The organism is Paenibacillus residui (genome assembly GCF_042677205.1).
Taxonomy (GTDB): domain Bacteria; phylum Bacillota; class Bacilli; order Paenibacillales; family NBRC-103111; genus Paenibacillus_L; species Paenibacillus_L residui.
The window spans coordinates 24,370-44,459 of record NZ_JBHTIU010000107.1 but is presented as its reverse complement, the minus strand read 5'-3'; the positions used below and the strand labels follow the sequence as shown (position 1 = coordinate 44,459).

16 protein-coding genes are annotated in these 20,090 nt (G+C 51.7%); 6 read left to right on the top strand and 10 right to left on the bottom strand.

Annotated features, from left to right (window positions below; genetic code table 11):
• Positions 1-116: 116 nt before the first annotated feature.
• Positions 117-911, bottom strand: a complete 795-nt coding sequence (locus ACFQ03_RS24960; RefSeq protein ID WP_379291723.1) for an ABC transporter ATP-binding protein — start codon at positions 909-911, stop codon at positions 117-119.
• Between the two features lie 289 nt (positions 912-1,200).
• Here ACFQ03_RS24960 and ACFQ03_RS24955 point away from each other — a divergent pair, with 289 nt between their 5' ends.
• Positions 1,201-1,995: a helix-turn-helix domain-containing protein gene (locus tag ACFQ03_RS24955; RefSeq protein WP_379291721.1), complete on the top strand. Its 795-nt coding sequence runs from the start codon at positions 1,201-1,203 to the stop codon at positions 1,993-1,995.
• A 233-nt stretch (positions 1,996-2,228) separates the two neighbouring features.
• Here ACFQ03_RS24955 and ACFQ03_RS24950 read toward each other — a convergent pair whose 3' ends face one another.
• Positions 2,229-3,332, bottom strand: coding sequence for an alginate lyase family protein (locus ACFQ03_RS24950; RefSeq protein WP_379291719.1), 1,104 nt, complete (start codon positions 3,330-3,332; stop codon positions 2,229-2,231).
• Positions 3,333-3,562: 230 nt separating this feature from the next.
• The gene (locus tag ACFQ03_RS24945; protein WP_144941411.1) at positions 3,563-4,114 is read right to left on the bottom strand and encodes a DoxX family protein; all 552 of its coding nucleotides are present in this window, start codon (positions 4,112-4,114) and stop codon (positions 3,563-3,565) included.
• Positions 4,115-4,607: 493 nt separating this feature from the next.
• On the opposite strand from ACFQ03_RS24945, the gene ACFQ03_RS24940 reads away from it, so the two are divergent.
• From ACFQ03_RS24940 to ACFQ03_RS24930, 3 genes are all read left to right on the top strand, one after another.
• Positions 4,608-5,294 (top strand): response regulator transcription factor, encoded by a 687-nt coding sequence (locus tag ACFQ03_RS24940; protein WP_144941409.1) that lies wholly within the window; start codon positions 4,608-4,610, stop codon positions 5,292-5,294.
• Complete coding sequence (locus ACFQ03_RS24935) at positions 5,291-6,676, top strand: sensor histidine kinase (RefSeq protein WP_379291716.1); 1,386 nt, start codon at positions 5,291-5,293, stop codon at positions 6,674-6,676. The genes ACFQ03_RS24940 and ACFQ03_RS24935 overlap by 4 nt, the downstream gene beginning before the upstream one ends.
• Before the next feature lie 66 nt (positions 6,677-6,742).
• Complete coding sequence (locus ACFQ03_RS24930; protein ID WP_144941405.1) at positions 6,743-7,372, top strand: GerMN domain-containing protein; 630 nt, start codon at positions 6,743-6,745, stop codon at positions 7,370-7,372.
• Between the two features lie 483 nt (positions 7,373-7,855).
• Here the strand turns inward: ACFQ03_RS24930 and ACFQ03_RS24925 are convergent, their stop codons facing one another.
• From ACFQ03_RS24925 to ACFQ03_RS24915, 3 genes are all read right to left on the bottom strand, one after another.
• Positions 7,856-9,115, bottom strand: coding sequence for a glycosyltransferase (locus ACFQ03_RS24925; protein ID WP_379291713.1), 1,260 nt, complete (start codon positions 9,113-9,115; stop codon positions 7,856-7,858).
• Positions 9,116-9,647: 532 nt separating this feature from the next.
• Positions 9,648-10,838: an anhydro-N-acetylmuramic acid kinase gene (locus ACFQ03_RS24920; RefSeq protein WP_144941399.1), complete on the bottom strand. Its 1,191-nt coding sequence runs from the start codon at positions 10,836-10,838 to the stop codon at positions 9,648-9,650.
• Between the two features lie 141 nt (positions 10,839-10,979).
• Positions 10,980-12,164, bottom strand: a complete 1,185-nt coding sequence (locus tag ACFQ03_RS24915; RefSeq protein ID WP_144941397.1) for an exo-beta-N-acetylmuramidase NamZ family protein — start codon at positions 12,162-12,164, stop codon at positions 10,980-10,982.
• A 377-nt stretch (positions 12,165-12,541) separates the two neighbouring features.
• Here ACFQ03_RS24915 and ACFQ03_RS24910 point away from each other — a divergent pair, with 377 nt between their 5' ends.
• Together ACFQ03_RS24910 and murQ are read left to right on the top strand one after the other, a co-directional pair.
• Positions 12,542-13,474, top strand: coding sequence for a BadF/BadG/BcrA/BcrD ATPase family protein (locus ACFQ03_RS24910; RefSeq protein ID WP_379291710.1), 933 nt, complete (start codon positions 12,542-12,544; stop codon positions 13,472-13,474).
• A gap of 19 nt (positions 13,475-13,493) precedes the next feature.
• Positions 13,494-14,417 (top strand): N-acetylmuramic acid 6-phosphate etherase, encoded by a 924-nt coding sequence (murQ, locus tag ACFQ03_RS24905; protein WP_379291708.1) that lies wholly within the window; start codon positions 13,494-13,496, stop codon positions 14,415-14,417.
• 689 nt (positions 14,418-15,106) lie between these two features.
• Here murQ and ACFQ03_RS24900 read toward each other — a convergent pair.
• The 4 genes from ACFQ03_RS24900 to ACFQ03_RS24885 form a co-directional block, all read right to left on the bottom strand.
• Positions 15,107-16,561 carry an MATE family efflux transporter gene (locus ACFQ03_RS24900; RefSeq protein ID WP_379291706.1) on the bottom strand — a complete coding sequence of 485 codons (1,455 nt, stop codon included), beginning with the start codon at positions 16,559-16,561 and terminating at the stop codon, positions 15,107-15,109.
• Between the two features lie 245 nt (positions 16,562-16,806).
• Positions 16,807-18,000 carry an aminotransferase class I/II-fold pyridoxal phosphate-dependent enzyme gene (locus tag ACFQ03_RS24895; protein ID WP_379291704.1) on the bottom strand — a complete coding sequence of 398 codons (1,194 nt, stop codon included), beginning with the start codon at positions 17,998-18,000 and terminating at the stop codon, positions 16,807-16,809.
• Positions 18,001-18,351: 351 nt separating this feature from the next.
• The gene (locus ACFQ03_RS24890) at positions 18,352-19,446 is read right to left on the bottom strand and encodes a site-2 protease family protein (protein ID WP_144940000.1); all 1,095 of its coding nucleotides are present in this window, start codon (positions 19,444-19,446) and stop codon (positions 18,352-18,354) included.
• Positions 19,447-19,487: 41 nt separating this feature from the next.
• Complete coding sequence (locus tag ACFQ03_RS24885; protein ID WP_379291701.1) at positions 19,488-19,844, bottom strand: arsenate reductase family protein; 357 nt, start codon at positions 19,842-19,844, stop codon at positions 19,488-19,490.
• Between the last annotated feature and the right edge of the window lie 246 nt (positions 19,845-20,090).

Sequence of the window (20,090 nt, the reverse complement as noted above, 5' to 3'; positions counted from 1 at the left end):
ATCTATTAAATTGTATCATGTTTGGCAAGAATTAAACAATCCCCTGCTTTTCGGGAATATCGAAACGGGAAACGCGCAGCCAAATCCATCAGCGCTGCAAAGCGGGGCAAATGATACTACTCCCCGCCCATTTCAGCCACCCGGAGATATACCCGCTGTCGATGGTTCTCCACCGTCACCGGTGTTTCGAAAAATTCGCTCAAAGTCCGCTCATTCAGAATCTGCCCGGTCTCTCCTTGCTGAATGACCTCCCCCCGTCTGAGGAGCAGGGCGTGATTAAACGCCGGCACAATTTCTTCCGTATGATGAGTGACATAAATGAGAGTAGGAGTATCTTCCTTCTGTGACAGCTCCTGAATGCTGTCCAGCAGCTTCTCCCGCGAAAACAAATCCAACCCGTTGCACGGCTCGTCCAGAATCAATATTTTCGGATCGGCCATCAGCGCCCGCGCAATCAGCACCTTCTGCTTCTCGCCCTGGGAGCAAGTCATGAATTCCCGGTCCCACAGATGATAACATCCCAGAGCCTTCATCAATTCCTCCGCGCGCCCCAGTTCTTCGTCCGACAGGCGTTGATACAGGCCGATTGTTGCATACTTCCCGCTGATGACCACATGCTGCGCCTTGTCGCTTCTGTACAGCCTCTCCTGCAGGGAGGAGCTGACCCAGCCGATCGATTGGCGAAGCTCGCGCAAATCCACGGTCCCGAAGCGGCGGCCTAACACCGACACCGTTCCTTGGGTCGGCCAAATATAGCCGTTAATCATATTTAGTATCGTCGTTTTCCCAGAACCGTTCAAGCCGAGCATAGCCCAATGCTCCTTGGGCCGGACCGTCCAGCTGACGTTGTTCAGCAGCATGCGGTTTCCTTTCTTCCAATAAACTCCTTGCATATCGATTACATTTTCCACTCGCTGCAGCCTCATTTCAGACATAATATCCGGCAGCCGTCCTCTTGGCGGCAAGCCGTCATGTTTTTTACCACATTAGAAAGTTTAGTTCATTAAAGCATCTAAATGGAACAACTTTCTAATTGGCATAAAAAGCTACCTTTAAAACCGGGTTATTCATCTTCGAAGAGGTTCCGTTAGGAGCTTTTTTTATTATAAACCATCTTAAAAAAGCTGCGGAACGTTGTCGACGTGAAAATTGCTAATTCCCCCGGGCAACATTTGCTATAATGTTAGAAGGTGAGTAAAGATGAAGATGGAAATCACGACGGAGCGTCTGGAATTGATCCGATACGATGAGGAATTCGTCAATACGCCCCATACCCATGAGGGCTGGTATCAAATAACGGTCCCGATTCGCGGCACCTGTGTTCTGACGCAGTATAATCAAACCTATCGGCTGCAGCCGGGTGCGAGCCTTCTCCAACGTCCGATGGACGAACACCATTTCCATATTGGGGCCAAAGACGGGGTCATCATTATCAAAATCCGCGAGGACTTGCTAGCCAGCCGTTGCGACGGCAAGATTACGGAAATCTCTCCCGAGCAGCAGTTCGATCCCGGGGAAGTGGCGGACCGCTTCCGCTCCTGGACCACGGCCCTATGTATGGTCGACGGTCGGAATCCGGCAGCGACAGAGGCGGAAGTGCTTCATTACCTGTGGAGAACCTTCAAAGCGAATTCGCCCTCCCCGGCAGGGGCTTCCCCCCGACGGTCTGCCGATCCGCATCTGGCCGGAGTCTTCGAATACATCCAAGAGCATTATACGAATCCGATAGCTATCGATACATTGGCTTCCATCGCTTTGCAGAGCCGGTTTCATTTCATCCGTACCTTCAAACAGTCCGCCGGAATAACGCCTTACCAATATATTTTGCAGTTGAGGGTGGAAGAAGCCAAAAAGCGGCTTAGGCAAACGTCCGCTACGGTGACTCATATCAGCGCAAGCCTCGGCTTTTCGTGCACAAGCCAGTTTTACCGGGCGTTCTTCAAGTCAGTGGGGCTCACCCCCGAGCAGTACCGCCGTTTTAATCGGGACGAGTGACATTCTTGCAAAATCCGCTCACCCAAAATCTGCCCGGTCTCTCCTTGCCGAGTGACCTCCCCCCGTCTGAATGCAGGGCGTATGAATCGCCGGAACCATTTCCTCCGTATAGCGATTTCGTACCGAATTGTGCAGGATGGCTCCGACCATTGATGTTATCTCATGCTGTCGAATGATTTTATCATCAATGAAATGGCCGGGAATGCCGATGGCGGCAATGGCAGCCCGAACGTTTAAAGCCAGAGCAAAGGTTGACGAATGGCCATATTTCTGCGGACCTCCGGATCGACGGGATCCGGGTCTAAAGAACGCCACAGCTTAATGTATGCCGGCTCCGCCAATGCCACTCCCGCGAATAGCAGTCCGGAGACCGCCGCGGGCCAGCCTTGATCATGCTCTATATCGGGCGGATAGGGCCAGCTTGCTTTGTCTGCCATATAAGGATACAAATAATCCAGTCCTCTGCGGATTCCTCTCCCGTCCTTCAGTTCGTAATCCCATAGACAGTCTTCCGGAGTAGACAGAACATGGCACAGCGTAATCATATTGTCGAGAACAAAAATCGAATATCCGTATGGCTTCGTTCGCTGCAATTCGCGGGGGAAGCTGCCGTCCGCCGCCATTTGATCGGGAAGCAGCACCTTCTTGTACTGACTCCTGCAGAAATTTAGCACCTCTTCCTCTCCGACAAATCTTGCAAAAACCGCGGCCTGAACATGCCAGCAAACGCTGTGATTATTGTCTGTATCCCGCTCCTCTATCCCATAAGGGTGAGTCAGCATCCAACGCAAATAATCCCGGAACCAGCCCTGTAAGCCCGCCATAATCTCAGGGGTCATATAAGAAGAGCCGCTGAGACATTCTATAGCGACGGGCACCTCGATCAAATGCAAAGTATCGATAATTCCGATGCCTCTTCCCGAACAAATTCCGGGAATGGCCTGCGCATAGAGCAGGTGGGGATTCATGCGCGTTTCTTCGGCGAGAAAGAACGAATTAAGGAGCGACACGGCTTTGTCCGCATAAGCTTCTTTCCCGCTGACGGCATACCCGGCGGCCAAGTGGGCAACATTCGTCCTCAGGCTGCGCATAATTTCCCGGTGTTCGTTAAAGCTCCCCGGGTTCGATTCGCCATCCCTGCGCACATAAGGCAGCCCATCCGGGGTATCCGGGTTAGGCCACCAGTAATCCCCATTGGAATAATAATCGTGGATCCCGCCTTCGCTCATCGGCGCTTGCGCATCCGTAATAAATCTGGGCTGGGCTTCCAATGCAGCCTCTGCTTTGGCTAATACCCAACCGCGATCCAGCCATTCCATCCGATCTCCGCTGCCCATAATTACCATGCCCCCATAGGATTAGTAGTTTAAGGCGAATTATAATTAAAGCAGTGCCGCTTTGAAAGAGGGGTAATTTTACGCTTGATTAGGAGCAAATAAGGGGGATTACGCCGAGTCGGCTTCGGGAAGGGGAAGTGTGCCGAATAAAAAAGGCGCTTCCCCGATCAAGCAGGGAAGCGAAGGGCTAGGGGAATATAAGATGAATCCGAATGGATTACGAAGTAAGCTTAAGCATGTGCGGGTTCTCTGTTCTGCCCTTCCGCCGCATCACCCGGCCGGCCTTTGTTGCGCCATTTGTTAAACCAGTTGCGCATATACGGAAGAAGGTAGTAATCTGCTCCCAGCTTGCCGGCATTGGCCCCGGCTATGAAGACCAGACCTCCCAGGAGAACCATCCAGGGGTTAGTCGATATCGTTCCCGCGAAGAGGAACATGAAGTTCATCAAGAGTCCGAAGAATGCGGCCGCTGTCGTTAATGCCCCGAGGATTAATCCCAATCCTACCAGAAATTCGCCCCAGGGGATCATGAAGTTAAACAGTTTCACGTTCGGCAAGGCGAACTTCTCGATGAAGGCCATGTATGTCGGATAAACCAGTTCTTGAGTAGCCTTGTCAGCAACGGGATTAGCTATGGCTCCCTGAAGGTATCCGCCTGCATCGAATGGCTTATCGCCGAAGATTTTGCCCCAGCCGGCGCTCATCCACTGCCACCCGACATATACCCTCAGCAGGAGCAAAGCTACTGCAGCATATCTGTTTTCTCTCAACCATTTAATCATAACCTCTCAACTCCTCTTTATATATTGAGATTCCTCCCGTAATCGAGTGGCGATTCGATTAGTGAATTATTTCACAAAATTCCTCGCGATGCTCTTTCGTTTTATAGTTTGGCGGGGGAGGTTATCTCCTTGACTTTACTTTACTACACATTTAACAGTTTGTGTGTGATTTTTTTCACATTTCAGAGCAGTTTGTGCATTAATTCACAATCTATTCACATTTCTGTCGGGATGGTCCGTTCATCCGTTCAGGATGTCCCCCTGTCCTCCAGCATAGCTGCCGGTTTTATGCCCCAACAGGCTTGGCCCGCTCCATGCTCTTCTCATCCGAATACCGATGATTTACCGGTCGTGAGAGGGAATTTGGCCTTTTCCTCTTTGCCAAGACTTGTGGTAACCTTATATTGCGAGCTCCAAACGGAGATGACCGCCTTTCCTTTCAAACGGATTCGAAACTGGTATTTAATGACCGTATATCAAGGGGGCTGATAGAATGAGCCGAATACTGCTCGTCGAAGATGAAAAAGTGATGGCCAAAAACATTGCCTTCTTTCTGGAGAAGGAAGGCTATCAAATTGATATCGCTTATGATGGGCAAACCGGTCTGGATATGTTTCAGCAGGCCAGTTATGATCTGCTGCTGCTCGATTGGACTCTGCCCAGAATGGATGGGCTCGAGCTGTGCAAGACGGTGCGGAAGCAATCCAATGTGCCCATCATGATGATTACGGCGAAGGAAGAGATTATGGACAAGGTCGTCGGCCTGGAGGTGGGAGCCGATGATTACGTCACCAAGCCGTTCCATCAGCGCGAGCTGCTTGCACGAATTCATGCGCTGCTGCGCCGTCACCAGGCCCAGCCTGCCGCCTCCCCGGACAATACGGTGGAATACGAGGACTTGCAATTGGATAAAGCCCGGCTTCTGCTTCGGTACAGAGGAAAGAGCACCCCGCTGACAGCCAATGAATACAAGCTGTTGGAATCCATGATGCGGCACCCGGAGAATGTCTACAGCCGGGAGATGCTGTTCGAGCAAATCTGGGGGATGACAACCGGCTTCAGCGACCGCACCGTTGATGTCAACGTCAGCAGGCTGCGCAAGAAAATTACCGAGCTGACCGGCAAAAAATATTTGCACGCCGTGCGGGGCATGGGCTACCGGTTTGGTGGTGAAGGATGAAGCTGCATGCGCGGCTGTGGATCACCTTCTCCGTGCTGATGGTTGCCGTCAGCCTGATTCTTTACATTTTCATAATTAAAGCTTATGAAGCCCGTATGCTGGAAGGTCAGAAGCAGCTGGTCATTTCGCAAGGATACGCCGTGGTCGATAAGCTCCGGGGAACGCTGCCGAGATTTCCCGAACGCACCGAAGGGTATCTGGACTTCTACAGTAGGCAGTTGGACATGCGGCTGTTCGTGCTGCATAACGACCGGACCGTCTGGTTCGACAGCTTCCGGGAGCTTCCCGAGCATTCGCCGCTTACCTTGGAAATTTTGAAGAACGGGGCGAACCTGCCCACGGGTTTGTTCGTTCCGACATCGTCCTACGGATATGTTCAGTACACTTTGTTGGAAATGGAGCCGGACAGGCCGGAACTCGGTTATTTGCTAATGGTGAACAACGTCGATTTTCTGTATGAAGACATCCGGGCCTTCAGAATCCAAGTTATCGGCATTATATTGGCAGCATTGACCGTCTTCTTTTTTATCTGCTACCTGGTGGCTTCATGGTTTACGAAACCGATTCGTTCTCTAATTGAACAAATGAAAAAAATCACTCCGCAAAAAAGGGTCTTCCAGCCCACTTACGGACGCCGGGATGAAATTGGAGAGCTGGGCGCGGAAATCGGCGAGATGGTCAGCCAATTGAACCGCTACGATCAGAGACAGCAGCAGTTCATGAGCTCCTCCTCCCATGAGCTCAAGACTCCTCTGGCCACTATGCAGCTCATATGCGAGAACCTGCCGCATGTCCGCGAAGAGGAGGAAACTCACCGGGAGTTCCTGCATGACTTGGAGGTGCAGATCGGCAAGATGAAGCACATCGTTGAGAGCATGCTGGATGTCAACCGGATGTGGGACCGTCCGCTCAACCGGGTCCGGCTGGGAGGACAGGAGCTGGAGGAGCATATTCGGGGGCATTTTCAATTCGTCGCCGACCAGAAGGCAATCCGGTTGACCTTTCAATGGGAGGACGGCTCCGCGCTGAATGTAGATGAGGAATTGTTCTACCGCGGGTTGGACAACGTCGTATCCAACGCGCTCCGCTACTCGCTGGCCGACAGTGAAATAACCGTTGCCTTGAAGCGGGTCGATGCCGCCAGGACGGAATGCCGTGTTTGCGATCAGGGAATAGGGATTGCCGAGGAGGATCTGCCCAAAATCTTCGAGCCCTTCTACCGCTCCCCGGAAGCGGGAATATGGGCCCAGGAAGGAAGCGGCTTGGGGCTGACGATCGTCAAGCAAATGGTGGACATGCATGGAGGAGACATCCAAGTAATGTCGCGTCCCGGTCAAGGAACCTGCATAGCGATGATCTTCCGTAACAAAACTGTTACTTAACCGCCATTCCCGTGATACAATCTCATCTTATACTGAAGCTGTCATTACAAAAGGAGGGAACCATTCATGATAAAGAAAAAGAATTGGACGAAGCTAATGCTCGTGGCCGCTTGTGCGGCTGTCATCACAACGGGGTGCGCCCAGGGGAAAAATACCCCGGCTCCTAATAATGCGGCACCGCCGCCAAGCCAACAGCCCGCTAAACCTGGAGAGAACAACGAATCGAATATCGCGCCGAATCCAAAGGACAATAACGAAGATAAAAAAGTCGTCAAGAAGACCGTCACTCTGTATTTCTCGGATAAGGATTTGATGGAAAACTTCGCGGTTGACCGGGAAATCGAAGCCGAGGAAGAAGCCAATCTGCCTTTGGCCGCTCTGGAATCGTGGATCAGCGGTCCGAAGAACGAGAAATTGGGCAATCTCGTTCCTCCCGGCGTGCTGGTGGAGTACGTGAAGGAAGAGAACGGAGTCGCCCAGGTGAGCTTCTCCAAGGAGCTTAAGAACGCCAATCTCGGATCGGGTGGCGAAATGTTCCTGCTGGAGCAAATCACGATGATTATGAAGCAGTTCGGCTATGATTCCACCCAGATTCTGATTGAAGGCGAGAAAGAGGAATCGCTGCTTGGCCACGTGACTACCTCGGAGCCGCTGAAGGCCGGAGATCCGAGCCAGTACAAAAAGCTGGAGGAGTAGAACAAATTGATCCCTTGGTCAGGTCTTCTGCTGCATGGGACCGTAAGCCTGAACCTACTGGACGATAATAGGCAGGGCATGCGCGCAGCGTGTGCGAACCAAGATAAGCATAGGAATCTGACCAACGCGCTACACAGCGCCGCGACGCGCACCGGATAGGTGCGCGTTTTGCGGTAAGCTTGTTATACAAAGCTCCTATCGGAGCCTTGAAATCCCCCACAAAACGGTTACTTTGCGAGAAGCCCCGCAACCTGATATTTAAATTAAATGCAAAATAATCCTATTTTATCCACTCAAATCAAAACCCACCTGAATAATCACAGTTCTACATTTATTTGGGACCCATTCCCACAAACCTGAAAAAATAAATGTACTATTGCTTTTAATCGAGAATTTTCCTAGTCTGCCCGAATTATCTGCCACCGCCACACAGCGAGCCCCCGTTTTTCGGCAAGTTACAAAGGGGGATGCGAGAGAAGCACACTATCCCCATTGCTCCAGCTGTTTATGAATAAACCGGACCGTTTCCTCCGGACCGTTCTCTTGTTGAATAGTTTGGGCCAGAGCTTGAGCTTTATGGGACAACGCTTCATCAGCCGTAAGCTCGCGAATCCGTTGGGTGAACGCCTCGACGGTCATTTCTTTCTCTCTAAGCGGTTGAACGGATACTCCCAATTCCCGCATACGCCTGGCCCAGAAGGGCTGATCCCCTGTAAAAGGACAGACGAGCATCGGTTTACCCGAACGAAGGGCCTCAGCCGTAGTTCCCGCTCCGCCATGATGAATCACTCCCGCCGACCGGGGAAAAAGCCACGAGTGGGGCACGGAGTCAATGACATGAAGCTGTTCATTCACTTCACGGTTCTTCATACCGCTCCAGCCCGTAATGAGCACCGCCCGCCGTTCTGTTCTTCTTAAAGCTTCAGCGATCATCTCCTCGGCCAAAGCCGGCTGCTTAAGCGGCATGCTGCTAAAGCTGAACACTAACGGAGCCGGGCCTTGGTGCAGGAAATCGGACAGGCCTTCCGGCGGCTGCCAGGTCTCCTCCTCGTTCAGAAACCAGAACCCGGCCATGCTCACGCGCACCTTCCATCGCGGATCATACGGGATGACCGTCGGGCTGCAGCCGTACAGAACAGGAATCTCGCGCCCGTTCACCTTCAAATCATTGCTCCATACGCTTCTTCCGGGCAGTCCTAAAACTTGCTCTCTCCACGGATTGATAATTTTCATAAATGAACTCATAAAAAACCGGTTGAAAACATAGCTCCGCCGGTTAAGCCAACCCAGGCCGAGCGAAAACGGGAAGACCGGATTGGTAAACAGAGAGGTGGGAGCGATAAGCGGAACCGGATGAGCGGTAAATACCGGAACGTTTAGCTTCTCCGCAATGTCGAACCCGCCGAATGCCTTGGGATGATAAATCAAGGCTTCCGCCCCTTGGGAAGCTGTCCACAAATCGGTGAGCATGTTTTTCATAAGAGGATAGATCAGCGACTTCATCTTTCGCATAATTTCTACCGGATTGCCGCTGATCAGCTTTTTTCCTTCTTCCGATTGGGTCAAGGCGAGGAAATCCGCCCGAATCGAGGCAAACTCAATGCCGGCCTGAAGAACGCCGGCTTTGAACGAGTCCGCCGTGCAGATCGTGACCGAATGGCCGGCCTTCTGCAGAGCCTGTCCCAATGAAATAAAAGGCTGCACATCCCCTCGGGTTCCCAGGGTTAACAGCTTAAACTTCATGTCGTACCTTCCTCTCTTGGCTCACATATAATTAGCCGTTTCCCGAACGTTAACAACGCCGGCGGTTAAACTCAACAAGAAAGACCTGCATCGCAGAAAGCTGCAGCCACAATTACCCATATTAAGAGTATCGAGGGATTTCGCGGCCAAGAACTACTCCGGCGACGGCATGCCACTTTTATTAAACAAACGCTTAAGATGCTCTACTCCATAAAAAATTCGTACTCTGAGATTAGAGGGTTGAGTTTATATGTAAATAGCTTCTCTACCATGTTGCAGATAAACGCAGCCAACCCGTTGTTCATTCTATACTGCTTTTTTTTAGTAAGGCCGGAAATGAATAAAAGAAAAATCGACACTTCCAAAAAAAGATAAGATTCCCTATAATTTAGACGCCGATCTGCTCAAACGGTTTCGCACATTTTGAGACAAACTTCAACCTGACAGCTTAAATTTGTCCAAAAAGCAATAGAGGGCAAAGAATGCCCCCCCAAAGATGATTTCCTGAAACTCAAGACTAGCCGTGAACGACTCAATCCGGCAAAGCCAGTTTGCCCATAATGACAGGCCTTTCCGCTCCGGTGGCGGATGGAAGATTGTTGGCAACGCCATGAACGGCGTTGTTCGCAAACAGGGCGAAGGCGATCGCTTCCTTCGCATCGCCGGACACGCCCAAATCGTCGGAGACGAGAATGCGCTGGTCCGGCAGCAGCTCGCCAAGCTGGCGAAGCAGCGTGGCGTTGCGGGCTCCGCCGCCGCTGACGATGATTTCCTCTACCGCGTACAGCGGGAAGAGGAAATCACGGTAGCTGTCGGCGATCGACCTTGCCGTGAACGCCGTGAACGTGGCGATCACGTCCGCGGGAGCGAGGCCGCGCGCAGCCGCCTTCCCGAGCCATTCCGCCGCATACGCCTTGCCGAACATCTCCCGGCCCGTAGTCTTCACCGGCTTCAGGCGGAAATAGGGGTGGCTCAGCATCTCGCCGAGCAGGCGCGCGTCCGCCTCCCCCTGCGCCGCCCAAGCCCCTCCGTCGTCGTAGCTCCTCTCCCCGCCCGACAGCTGATAGACCGCCTGGTCTATCAGCATGTTGCCGGGGCCGGTATCGAACGCTACGACCTGCTCGGGGCGGGCGGCGGCGGGGATGGCGGCGCAGTTGCCGATGCCTCCGATGTTCTGGACGATCCGCCCGCGGCGGTCGTCCCGGAACAGGATGTAATCGGCATACGGCGTGAGCGGCGCGCCTTGTCCGCCCACGGCCATATCGGCGGTGCGGTAATCGCCCATGACCGGCAGGCCGGTCTTCTTGGCGATGACCGACAGGTCGCCGATCTGCAGCGTGGAGCGGACGAAGCCCGGCTCATCGGCGGGGATGTGCCAGACCGTCTGGCCGTGCGAGCTGACCAGATCGACATCGGCCAAAGGTATCCCCGCCTCAGCCACCGCCTGACGGACCGCTTCCGCCAACCTCAGGCCAAGCTCGAAATTCATCGAGCAGACGCCTGCCGTATTGGAACGGTCCAGGGTACACAGCTCCTTCAACCGTTCCCGAAGCTCATCCTCATACGGAACGGTCGTAAAGTGCAGCAGCTCCACCCGGGAATCGGTGCCTACCCCTTCAATCCGTACAATGGCTGCATCGATTCCATCCAGGGACGTACCCGACATAAGGCCGACGATCACCTTGACATTCCGGGATACAAGATGATTTAACCAATGGATCATTCCAATTCTCCTTCCCGCATGAACGGTCCCTTGTCTTCCCCCGTCTTCCTCTTAATACCGCAAAGGGACATCGTTTCTTCCGTAAGCCAACCAGGATTGCCGTTTATAGCTTCTAAACTTATATAGACTATTGACCGGGGGTTATTCACTTTCCTCTCCGTATAGAAGATAGGGCTTCCTCTTCTCTTCCCACTCGGCGGCTTGTCGGTCCCATTCCGCAGTGATCTCCTCCAAACCGGTTGGCGTATGAAGCTTGGTCCGGACCGCATCGCTGCCCGACAAGAGATCGATAAATGGCTTGCCGCCTTCCTTATAAGGAGGCAGCCATTCAAAGCGGCCCGGGTGCATGCGCTGAACCGCCTTTAGCAAGTGCAGCCCGACAGTGACCGGTCGGAACTTATGGCGGTCGGTCACGAACAATTGAACCCCCGCGCACAGCTCTCCCTGATGCTTGGAGAAGGTGGGGGTAAAGTACGTCGGACAGAACCGGACCCCGGGCAGCTCCAGATCATTCATCGTCTCCGCCAGCTTCTTGCCGTTCAGCCACGGAGCGCCGATCAGTTCGAACGGCCGGGTCGTTCCGCGTCCTTCGGACAAATTCGTCCCCTCGATCAGACAGGTTCCCGGATATACACGGGCAGAATCGAGGGTAGGAATATTGGGCGAAGGCATAATCCACGGCAAGCCCGTATCGCTGTACTCCATTCCTCTATGCCAGCCGATCATCGGCACGACCTGCAGGTTACAAGGCTTATCCATTTCCGAATTGACCCATTTCGCAAATTCTCCGATCGTCATCCCGGTGCGGAACGGAATCGGCCACGCCCCTACCATGGAACGGTACCCCTCCTGCAGAACGCCTCCTTCACAAATGATTCCCCCGAGAGGATTAGGCCGGTCCAGCACAATCATTTCCTTGCCGCTTTCGGCGCAGGCTCCCATCGTATAGATAAGGGTGGTCAAATAAGTATAGAACCGGACACCCAAATCCTGAATGTCAAAAACAACGGCGTCAACCTGTTCGAGCATTTCCGGCTCCGGTTTTCTCCGTTTTCCGTATAGGCTGTATACCGGAATCCCATGCTGTTCATCGATTTCGTCCTCGAACAGAACGCCAGCCTGGCGCTCCCCGCGAATCCCATGCTCACACGCAAAAAGTGCCGTTAGCTTGGCTGACTGTAAATTAGCGCAAATGTCTATGACTGATTCTAGTGAGGACGTTCTGCCCGTCGGATTGGTCAACAACCCGATTCTTTTGTCCCGCACAAAGCTCTGCTCCACTTCCGGCAATCGGTCCGCACCGGTCAGTACCCTGTTCTTGCTCACCTAGACTCCTCCTCACTGATAGCCGGATATCGACCGGCTTCTTCTATTTAACAGCTATCTTCACCACGTCTTGTTCCCTATCCTATTCCGGTGTATCTGTTTCATTCCGGCTGATTCCATGCCAAAACCGGGCCGGATAGGAGCAGCCGCTGATTCTTTGAATTGCAATCGCTTCCATTATTGAATATTATATAATTAATAAAATAAAATTTCAATATACGTTTTTGTTCGTGAAATTTAATTTTACAAATGACCGGCTATACTTTATACTTTTTATCAGAACCGCATGTACTAAGGCAGACAAGTGCCGAATATGGGTGATATAAATACAGATAGGAACTATGCTTCGGAATGATTTCATAAGGTAGGTGCCAATTATGAATTATTATATCGGTGTGGACGGCGGCGGGACTAAAACAGAAGCGGTTATTCTCAATGCTTCCGGGGAGCAGCTTGTCAGCCTGAAGGGTCCCTCTACCAATCCCCGGTCACTGGGCTTTCCGCAAGCATGGACTCATTTGCAGGAGCTCTTGGACAATCTGGTAAGCCTCCCGGACTTGGCGGCGGGAAGCTGTGCCGGATTATGTCTTGGTCTGGCGGGAGTGGATCTTCCGGAGGAGAGGAGCCGATTTGCGCACGCACTGGAGCAGTACTTTGCCCGGCGCGACTTGTCGCTGCCCATCATGGTAACGAACGATGCGGAAATTGTTCTGATGGCTTCTCTATCGCATAATCATGGAATTGTATCGGTTTCCGGTACGGGCTCTATCGTATACGGAGTGACTCCGGAAGGCAAGCGATGGAGAACGGGAGGCTGGGGACATCTGCTTGGTGACGGAGGCAGCGGTTATGCCATCGGCTTAAAGACGCTGCAGACGATTATGAAAAGCTATGATGGCGTCTTGCCCCAGACGATGATGACCGATTTAGTCAAAGAGGCTTATTCCTTCCAATCCGTAACTGAATTAAAAAGCTATATTTATACACCGGATATTCAAAAACAGCATATTGCCGAATTTGCCCGTTATTGCATACAAGCAAGCCTTCACGATGACCCTGCCGCCGTGGGCATCATTAGAGAGGCTGCCCATGAATTGGTTGAGCAGACCACCGCCTTGATCGGCAAGGAACCGTGGTTTTCAAGCGCGGATCTGGTTGCGGCCGGGTCGATTTTTAAGCATTCATCCTTATTTAAGGAAACCTTTAGTTTGAAGCTGAGCGAAACGTATCCGGATATCCGGATATACCCCTCGCTGCGCAGTCCGGCATATGGGGCCGCTCTCCAGGCCATGCAGGGCCAGAATCTTTAAGAAGAAGGAGTTCATGGTTATGAGTAACTTGCTTAACGGGCTTACGACGGAACAGATCAATGACCGGACCCGGAATATCGACCAGCTCGATACGGAACAGATCATGAGACTGATTCATGCGGAAGATAAGCTCATCACGGATTCCATTGAACCTTTGATTCCGAAGATTGCCCAGGCGGCCGACTTTATTGTCGAAGCCTTCAAAAGCGGCGGACGCCTGTTCTATGTCGGTGCCGGAACAAGCGGGCGCCTCGGTATTCTCGACGCCTCGGAATGCCCTCCTACTTTCGGAACCCCTCCATCCATGGTACAAGGCATTATCGCCGGAGGCTTTCAGGCGGTTAAAGATGCGGTGGAAGGCGCCGAGGACAGCGAGGATTGGGGGGCCTCCGATATGGATCAGCATGAAATCGGACCGCAGGACGTCGTCGTTGGCATCGCTGCCAGCGGCCGGACCCCTTATGTGCTGGGGGCGATGAGGCGAGCCAGAGAGAGGGGCGCCACAGTTATTGGATTAACCAATAACTATCATACGCCTATGACGGCTGAAGCCGACTTGATGCTTGAAGCCGTCGTCGGGCCGGAGGTCATTCTCGGTTCGACCCGGATGAAGGCGGGAACGGCACAGAAGCTTATCCTCAACATGCTTACAACGTCTTCTATGATTCGGATAGGGAAAGTGTACGACAATTTAATGGTCGATTTAAACCCTTCCAACGAAAAGCTCGTCCACCGCGCCAAGAGAATTATTCAGATGGCCACCCAAGCGCCCGAGGAAAGAGTCGTTGAAGCCTATGAAGCCTCCGGAGGCCATGTCAAGACGGCCATCGTCATGATCCTCGCCAATGTAGATTGCGACAAGGCCCGGCAGCTGTTAGACGACAATGAAGGCTTTGTCCGCCAGGCCATTGCTTCGACAGGAACGGCTCAAGAGAACTGCTAAGAGTCTCTCGATGAATATTTGGGCATAATTCAAGTTAAGCGGAGTCTTTACCAGTCCAGAGGGAGCGATAACCTTCGGTTAAGTGGAATGATGATCGGTTTTTCCTGCCTTGGGCGATTGGGCGAACCTAAATTGCTGCGATAATACATCAATTATGAAGCGAATGGAGATGTTCGAGAGAAAAGCCTGCGAAAATGCACGAATTCTCTTTCCAAATGGCTGAAACGCCTGCTTCAAGAAGCAAAAAGATGTACTATCGCAGGCTTTAACCCAATAACGGAATAGCAAACTCAAAAAGATGTATTTCTGCAGGCTTTTGTATCGCTGCACTCTGACAACCTTATAACCTGCTATCTGATAAATATTTCATCGGACAGACTCGCAGGCCATCTATGCTGCAGAATACCGAAGGACAGGGAGCTTAATTCCCTGTCCTTTAACATTTCTCAGAGTCTTAAAGTCTTATGCCCCGTCTTTTCGAACCGGACCGTTCCGATATAAGCCGGTCTTCCTTTCCCCTCTTTGTTTCCATTCCCTGTCTCTCTTTTTTACACCCTCCTTAAATATAGTTCTATTTGGGTGATGATAACCCATCAGAATTTGGACCATATCGGAAGCCTGCCCGTCCTTCTGGCCGAAAGTCCGCCAAGTCTAGAGGTGTGGGCCCACGAGCTCTCCAGGCTGCTACTCTATTTCCCGTCTTGCTGAATCGATACACCGCTAAATTTGCGTTTTTGAATATAGATGAGCCTGATGGACAAGCAGACACCCGCAGCAAGCAAGCCGAAGGTCAGACCGATCCAAAATCCGGTCGCGCCGAGCCCGGTGTAGTACGCCAGAAAATAACCGAGCGGCAAACAGACCAGCCAATAAGCGACCAGGGTGATCATGAAGGCTGTATTAACATCCTTGTATCCTCTTAAAGCCGCCTGCGCCGTCACTTGGATCGCGTCGGAAATCTGGAAGAACAGCGCATAGATTAAGAAGTGAGCCGTTAAATAGATGACGGCTTCTTCGTTAGAGTAGAAACCGGCGACGGTATAACGGAAGAACACCACCAGCAAGCCCGTAACCAGAGCCATCATCACGGACAGGACGATCCCCAGCCAACTGTACGTCCTCGCGTCATTATAACGTTTGGCGCCGGCCTCATATCCAACAAGAACGGTCAAGGCCAAAGAAATGCTGACCGGTATCATATACAGGAAAGAGACAATGTTCAGGGCGGACTGATACGCCGCTATCGTCGTGACACTGAACCTGCTTATAAGGATGGTCACCATTGCAAACATGCTCGTTTCAAAAAAGGCCGACAAGCCCATAGGTACCCCGATCTGCAAGATTTCCTTGCTTCTGCGGATAGAGAAAGCCTTAAAGCTTGATAACACAGGATAAGCTGAGAAGGGAACCTGCTTTTTAACAATCCATGCGGTCATTCCGGCAATAGCCCAATAGGTGATAGAGGTCGCGTAGCCCGCACCGGCGCCTCCCAGCTCTGGCAGGCCCATCCGTCCGTAAATGAGCATGTAATTCAACAGAAAATTAAGAGGCAGGGAAAGAATCATAATGACCATGACTACCCGGGTTTTCCCAAGGGCGTAGATAAACGATCGCAGGACGTTAAAAATAAAGAGCGGGACAATTCCGAAACTTAACCCCACTAAATAATCGTGGGCCGTCTCCCGAACATCATCGGACAGGTTCATTAGTTCCAATAAAGGCTCCAATAGAAAATAACCAAGTAAAATGACTGTGGCAGCGATCAGAAGAGCCAAATAAATTCCGTTAGCAACAATCGATGCAACTTCACTGTCCTTCTTTTCCCCAAAACGTTGGGCGGCAATGGGAGATACGGCAAGCAAAATTCCACTTAACCCGGTAAATACCGGATTCCAAATCGAGGAGCCGATCGCTACTCCGGCCAAATCCGATGAATTGTATTTTCCCGACATGATCGTATTGAAGAACACCATCGAAAACATCCCCAACTGCGTTATCAAGATGGGGATTAGCATGACAAAAATCTGCTTGACTTTTCCTCTCAACGTATTGGTTGGCTGCATAAAGATTACTCCCGCTTCCAAATGAATCTTTTTATGCCGATAGAAATCCTTGTGAGAAAAACTCCTATCGGAGTATTTCATGGATGAGCGACCGCGTTTAAAGGATGTTTTTATCGCCAATTAGAAAGTTGTTCCATTTTAATGCTTTATTGAACTTAAACTTTCTAATGTGGTAAAAAAAGCTCCTAACGGAGCCTTTTCGAAGACGAATAACCCGGTACTAGAGGAAGCTTTTTATGCCAATTAGAAAGTTTGTCCCATTTTAATGCTTTAATGAACTTAAACTTTCTAATGTGGTAAAAAAAGAAGGGCCCTTGCCGGATATGTTACCAGCGGCCCTCTTGTTTTCGTTCCTCTATAAAACGGGACAGTCTTGCGACAACTTCCTCGAGCACCTTATCATCACGTACAAGCGCAATTCGAACATAGCCTTCCCCTTCCTGTCCGAACGCGTCTCCCGGAATAACGACAACGCCTGTAGAATACAAAATTTCCCGGGAAATTTGTCGAGATGTCCAGCCTTTCGGGATAGGCGCCCACAGGAACATTGTCGCTTTAGGTGTCGGAATCGCCCAGCCTGCCCGGCGCAAGCCATTGATTAATATATCCCGCCGCCTTTGGTAGACCTCCGCTACCCTTGGGCCTGTTCCTTGCCGGTCTTCCTCCAGAGCCGCAATGCCGGCTTGTTGGATAGCCTCGAATACACCATAATCGATGTTGGACTTCAGTTCACCCAATGCCCGAACCGCTTCGGGATTACCGACCATATAAGCGAGCCTGCAGCCGGCCATATTGTAGCTCTTCGACAATGAATGAAATTCGACAGCAACCTCTTTGGCCCCTTCGACCTGAAGAATGCTTGTCGGCTCATAATCGTCGAAGGCAAGCTCGGAATAAGCCAGATCATGTACGACAAGAAGATCATGATCCCGGGCGAAACGGACCAGCTTCTCAAAAAATTGGCGGTCCGCCACTGCCGAAAGCGGGTTGCTGGGATAGCTGCACAGTATGAACTTGGCACGGCGAACTACTTCCTCCGGAATATCTTCCAGCACCGGCAAGAAGTGATTTTCCGCCCTCAACGGCATCATCCTCGGCGTGACCCCCGCCAACACCAAACTGGCATGATAGATCGGATATCCCGGATCCGGTACGATGGCGACATCCCCCGGATCGGCTACCGCCATAGCCAAATGCGCCAGGCCATCCTGAGAGCCCATCAATGTCAGCACTTCATTCTCCGGATCCAATTGCACCCCGAATCGGTAATCATACCAACGGGAGACCGCCTCCCTGAAGCCGCGTCCTCCGGATCGCGTCGGGTACCCGTAATTGGCCGGATTGGTCACGGCCTTCGCCAGAACCTCCATCACCTTGTCGGAAGGAGGCAGGTCCGGACTGCCGATGCCCAGATCAATGATGTCGGTCCCCTGCCGGCTGACCTCCTCTTTCCATTGCTCCATCTCAGCGAAGATGGCCGAACCTAATTGCCGAATCCGTTCGGACGATCTAACCTTCATCGTTCCTTTCCCCCACTCATGCCGGCACACCGGCTGACTTGCGAACCCTGTTTGCCAATCTTATTGTAGAACCTAAAAGCTTATATAGCCTCTCCTTTTACTCTTTCACTATATGCCATATCCTTAACAACATTAAATGTAAACAACGACTTATGCCGTTACCGTTTCGTAATGCAGTACCACCATTAGGCTTTACCGATACCGCAACTGCCCTGCCATTGCCCCAATCCACATGGCCGCAGCGGAGATCGTACCAATAGTAAACTATACCGCTCTTGCTTATTTTTGATGCATTCCCGGCGAACGGCTGCGGCGCTGCACGTCGAGCAGTCAGCCCTTTTGCCAAGCTGGTTATGTGTTCTCAAGGCCCGCCATCCATCCGACGTGGGCGAACGAATACAGCATGTAAATAAGAGAGACGGCCAAGGTCAGATATACCGAACCCAAAGCCCATCGTGTTCTTTGTGGTACAGTGAAATACTCCTCGTTCTCATAGGCATAATAATCCGCCCGGCAGCGGACCAATAAGAATCGCCCTTCCTTCTTATCCTTAATATCGGTTTGCAGGAGGCGGGCACGGTGAACCAGCACTTGCCCGGGAAGCAGCAGAGTCCCTCTCAAGCCTATGTCTTCCCACAGGAACATCATTTTTTGATGACCGTCCAGTTCCGAGTAGGTAGTGAACTCGAGGTCCTTCTGCTGATCCTGCCGCGGAAGCTCCAACCCCCGCTCCTTCAGCCGGTCCTCTACCCATGTCAGCGGCAATTCATAGGATGCCTCTATGCTCCGCAGCTTGGGCCCCCTCTTGCGGTCAATATATTTACGCGCCAGATCCAGGGCGAACAAAATCCAGAAGATAAATAGAATATAAAGCTGATAGTAAACAATAATGACCAGCCCGGCAATTAATCCGATGGAAACGAGCCGGCGGCTCACCGCTATCGCAATTCGTCCGCCATCCAAAGGATGGATCGGCAGTAAATTAACGAGGTTAATAATGAACCCGATATAGGCGAGCGCCAACAGCAGCAGCGAGTCCCAGCGGTTCCCTATCCAGTAGGAAGCGAATGCACCGATGCTTCCAAGCAACGGGCCTCCTAACGCAATATAGGCTTCCGTGGCCGCATTGCGGGGATGTCTCTCCAAATTCACCATCGCACCGATAAAAGGGATGAAGACCGGTGCGGAAGTGGACAGTCCTTTCTGCTTGGCGGCCACGACATGGCCCAATTCGTGAATCAGCACCATGACCACCATGCCTACAGCCAATTGCAACGGAGCGATCAGGGCGTAGGCTCCTACCGAAACAAGCATTGTCAAAATCGCGCCTCCGAAAGAGCCCATTTTCACATACGAGAGCCCCTTCTTAAGCTTCGTCAGACAAAAAGGCCATACGGCTTGCAGCCGCCGTACGCTTTCATCCTTACGATTTTGTTTGGCCTCCATTCACCCTGTCCCCCTCTGATGCTGTACGGACTAGCTTGCCGTCATCCCCATGCTTGCGAGTACATATCCTCCTTGAAGCCGACCGTCACCTTGCTGCCGTCCGTCACGACGGGGCGCTTGATCAATCTTCCATTAGACGCCAACAGCCGGATCTGCTCCTCCTCGCTCATTTGCCCCAATTTATCCTTTAAATTCATCTCTTTATAAACTTCACCGGAAGTGTTGAAAAACTTCTTCAGCTCCAATCCGCTTCCGTCAATCAAATCGGCCATTTCCGATTCGGAAGGAGGCTCCTCGAACACATTTACGACGGTTATCTCATGCCCTTTGGCTTCCAGCCATTTCTGGGCTTTGCGGCAGGTGTCGCATTTGGGATAAGAGTACATCTTCAGCTTCATTGTGATTCCTCCTTGCAGTAAAGCTTTCCGTGCAGATCATTATCGTTCCTGACGAATCATTTTCTCTGCCATTCCATTCAACAGTTTGCCTGGTCACGTCTCGATAAGGATATAGCTGTCTTGTCATCCATCTGATGGTGCTGTTTGACGATACGGTTGACGCTTCTGCGACTTGGAAGTCTATCTTGAAAACCCGTCTATTTATGCCGTGCAAACGGAATGGCGCGCCTACTACCTTGAAAATCC